Below are 3267 nucleotides of genomic sequence, written 5' to 3' on the forward strand. Positions count from 1 at the left end.
GCCCGCTTGTAGGCTTCCTCCAGCGTCTCTGCCAAGGTGGGGTGAACGTGCACCAAGCCGGCCAGTTCTCGCACCGTGGCCCGGCGAGCAATGGCCTGAGCCGCCTCGTGGATCAAATCCGCTGCATGTGCCCCCAAGATGTGGGATCCCAGCAATAGGCCGGTACTCTTGTCGAAGACCAGCTTGACCATGCCCTCCGTCTCTCCCGAAGCAATAGCCTTGGAGTTGCCGCCAAAGTAGGTGCGCACCGTGCCCACGCTGTAGCCTTCCTCCTTGGCCTGAGGTTCGGTCAGCCCCACAAAACCCATTTCCGGGTGGGTGAACACCGCGGCCGGGATGCTGAGGTAGTCCATGTAGGCAGTACGGCCACAGATGTTTTCCACGGCCACTCTCCCCTGAGCTGCCGCCGCGTGAGCCAACATCATTTTGCCTGTCACATCCCCAATGGCCCAGAGGTGAGGCAAATCGGTGGCCATGCGGCTATCGACGGGGATGAACCCCCGTTTGCCGGTGTCGATGCCCAACTCGGCCAAGCCCAGCCCCTCTGAGACCGGGATCCGACCGGCAGCCACCAGGCAGCCATCTACTTGCAGCGTCTCCCCGTTGGAGAGGTGAATCGTTACTGGCTGGCCAGGGATCACCTGCTTGGCCGTGATCCCCACGTAGGTCTGGATTTGCCTGGGCTTAATCAGCACCCGCTGGGCCAGGCGGGCAATATCGGGGTCAAAGGCCGGCATCAGGGTCTCCAGGGCTTCGATGAGGATGACCTGGGATCCCAAGGCAGTGTAGATGTCGGCAAACTCCTGGCCGATGTAGCCGCTGCCGATAATGGCCAGCCGCTCCGGGATCCACTCCAGCCGCACCGCCTCGTCGCTGGTGAACACCGTCCGGCCATCCACCTCGATGCCGGGGGGCACAAAGGGGCGGGAGCCCGTAGCAAGAATAACATCCTGCGCCGTGTAGGTATAGGATCCCTTCTCTTCCTGGACTTCCACCTGCTGGGGTGCCACCAACTTGCCCCGCCCTCTCAGGATTGTTACCCCCAGCCTCTCCAGGGAGCGGGTCATGTCGGCGCGGATTTTCTCCACCACCTGGGCGGCATGATTGGCAATAGCCTCTCGGTTCACCTGAAGGGATCCCACTTGGATGCCCAGCCCAGAGCTATGTTGCAGTTCCCGCAGGCGTCCTGAGGCGGCCAGCAGAGCCTTGGAGGGGATGCAGCCGCGGTTGATGCAGGTGCCGCCCATTTCTGCACCTTCGACGATGGCGGTTTTCAGGCCGGATTCGACCGCATGCAAAGCAGCGCCGTGACCGCCGACGCCGGCACCGATGATGATCAAGTCAAAATCGAAGCTCATGGCGAGATTGGATAACCGGTGCCTCATTTTCTCACCTTGTTGGCCTTCCCAGAAACCTGGCTAGGGGCACCCAAGCCATGCAGTAGCATAGAGTCGCTTGTAGGCGGGTGGGGGTACACATGACACTCCAAGCTTTGATTTTCGATGTGGACGGCACGCTGGCGGACACGGAGCGGGATGGTCATCGCGTGGCCTTTAACGCTGCCTTTGCCGAGGCAGGGCTGGACTGGCACTGGTCGGTGGAGCTGTACGGCCAGCTCTTGGCCATTACGGGAGGTAAAGAGCGCATTCGCCATTTCGTTGCAACCTGCCAGCCGCCGCTACCCCCTGGTGAAGATTTAAATGCCCTCATTGCCCGGCTGCACCAGGCCAAAACCCGCCACTACACTGCCCTATTGGCCCAAGGGGGGATCCCACTCCGCCCAGGGGTGAAGCGCCTCCTGCAGGAGGCCAGAGCTGCTGGGATCCGCTTGGCCATTGCCACCACCACCACGCCGGAAAATGTAACAGCCCTTTTGGAGCACGCGCTGCCGGAGAGCCTAAGCTGGTTTGAAGTGATCGCTGCCGGCGATATTGTCCCCGCCAAAAAGCCCGCCCCCGACATCTACTTCTACACCCTGGAACAGATGGGGCTGCCCCCCCAGGCCTGCCTGGCCTTTGAAGACTCGGAGAATGGGCTGCGCTCGGCCCAGCAGGCCGGTATTCCCACTGTGGTGACGGTAAACGACTATACCCGGGATCAGGATTTTTCCGGGGCAGCTTTGGTGTTGGATCACCTAGGGGATCCTGAGAATCCCTTTCGGGTGTTGGCGGGAACGGTGGGATCCCACCGCTACTTCACCCTGGAGTTGGCCTGCCAAGTCCATGCCCAAGCCATTCCCTCTGAGGTGGGAAACTGATGTCAGCAGCAGAGCTCCCAGACCTGCGGCAGCGCCTAGAGGCTCATCTGCAGCAAGTGGCCCAGCCCCGGGATCCCGACTGGTCGCCCTTGGGCCATCAGCAGGTGGAGCGCTACATCCAAGAGCAGCTTTCTAAGTGGGGATCCCTGGAGTCCTTCCCCTTTGAGGCCGGTGGCCGCCTGCACCGCAACTGGATCTTGAAATTGCCGGGATCCCGTTCTGGCCGCCAACCCATCCTCATCGGAGCCCACTTTGACGCTGCCCCGGCAACCCCTGGAGCAGACGACAACGCCAGCGGCATAGCGGTGTTGCTGGAATTGGCCCGCCATTTTGCCGCCAACCCTGCCCCTTCCCCCCTGTGGCTGGTGGCTTTTGACCTGGAGGAGCGGGGAATGGTGGGCAGTGGGGCTTACGCCCAGTTTCTTCAACGTCAGAGGCAATCCCTACGGCTGATGCTGTCTTTGGAAATGCTGGGCTACCGGGATCCCGCCCCCGGATCCCAACGCTACCCCGCTGGCCTTGAGAAGCTCTACCCCAACCGGGGAGATTACATCGGTCTCATCGGCAACTGGCCCACCTGGGGGGATCTGCTCAAGCTGCAGCGTGATTTTCAAAAAGTGGGGATCCCTTGCTGTTGGTTGTTGGCCGGGCAGCGGGGCCTAATCCTGCCTGCCACTCACCTGAGCGACCACTCCCCCTTTTGGGATGCGGGCTACGCCGCCGTTATGGTTACCGACACCGCCTTCTTGCGCAACCCTCACTACCACAAGCCAAGCGACACCCTCGAAACCCTAGATCAAGACTTCCTGACGGGGGTCTGCCAGGGCTTGATGGCCGGGATCCGCTCGCTGTAGCTCTTCCAAACACCACAGTCGTTCAACAACAAGTAGCGTGCGTTAAGTCCTAACTCCCCTCTCTCTGGAAGGAGGCTGGGGGTAAGGGTAGAGTTGGCATCCTCAGCTAGAAATCGCAGGAGCCCCGCACTGTACCCGTAGGGTCAGTGTCGGGAG

The 3267-nt window shown here is 61.4% G+C and carries 3 protein-coding genes; 2 read left to right on the forward strand and 1 reads right to left on the reverse strand.

Annotated elements, in window-relative coordinates:
* A partial coding sequence (gene lpdA, locus NW829_RS10955; protein ID WP_414417079.1) for a dihydrolipoyl dehydrogenase occupies positions 1-1358 on the reverse strand: 1358 nt, incomplete at its 3' end.
* A gap of 119 nt (positions 1359-1477) precedes the next feature.
* Here lpdA and NW829_RS10960 point away from each other — a divergent pair.
* Together NW829_RS10960 and NW829_RS10965 are read left to right on the forward strand one after the other, a co-directional pair.
* Complete coding sequence (locus tag NW829_RS10960) at positions 1478-2257, forward strand: HAD family hydrolase (RefSeq protein WP_414417077.1); 780 nt, start codon at positions 1478-1480, stop codon at positions 2255-2257.
* Positions 2257-3111 carry a M28 family peptidase gene (locus NW829_RS10965; RefSeq protein ID WP_414417078.1) on the forward strand — a complete coding sequence of 285 codons (855 nt, stop codon included), beginning with the start codon at positions 2257-2259 and terminating at the stop codon, positions 3109-3111. Before NW829_RS10960 ends, NW829_RS10965 begins: the two co-directional genes overlap by 1 nt.
* The last annotated feature ends 156 nt before the right edge of the window (positions 3112-3267 follow it).

Source organism: Synechococcus sp. R55.8, assembly GCF_047461895.1.
Taxonomy (GTDB): domain Bacteria; phylum Cyanobacteriota; class Cyanobacteriia; order Thermostichales; family Thermostichaceae; genus Thermostichus.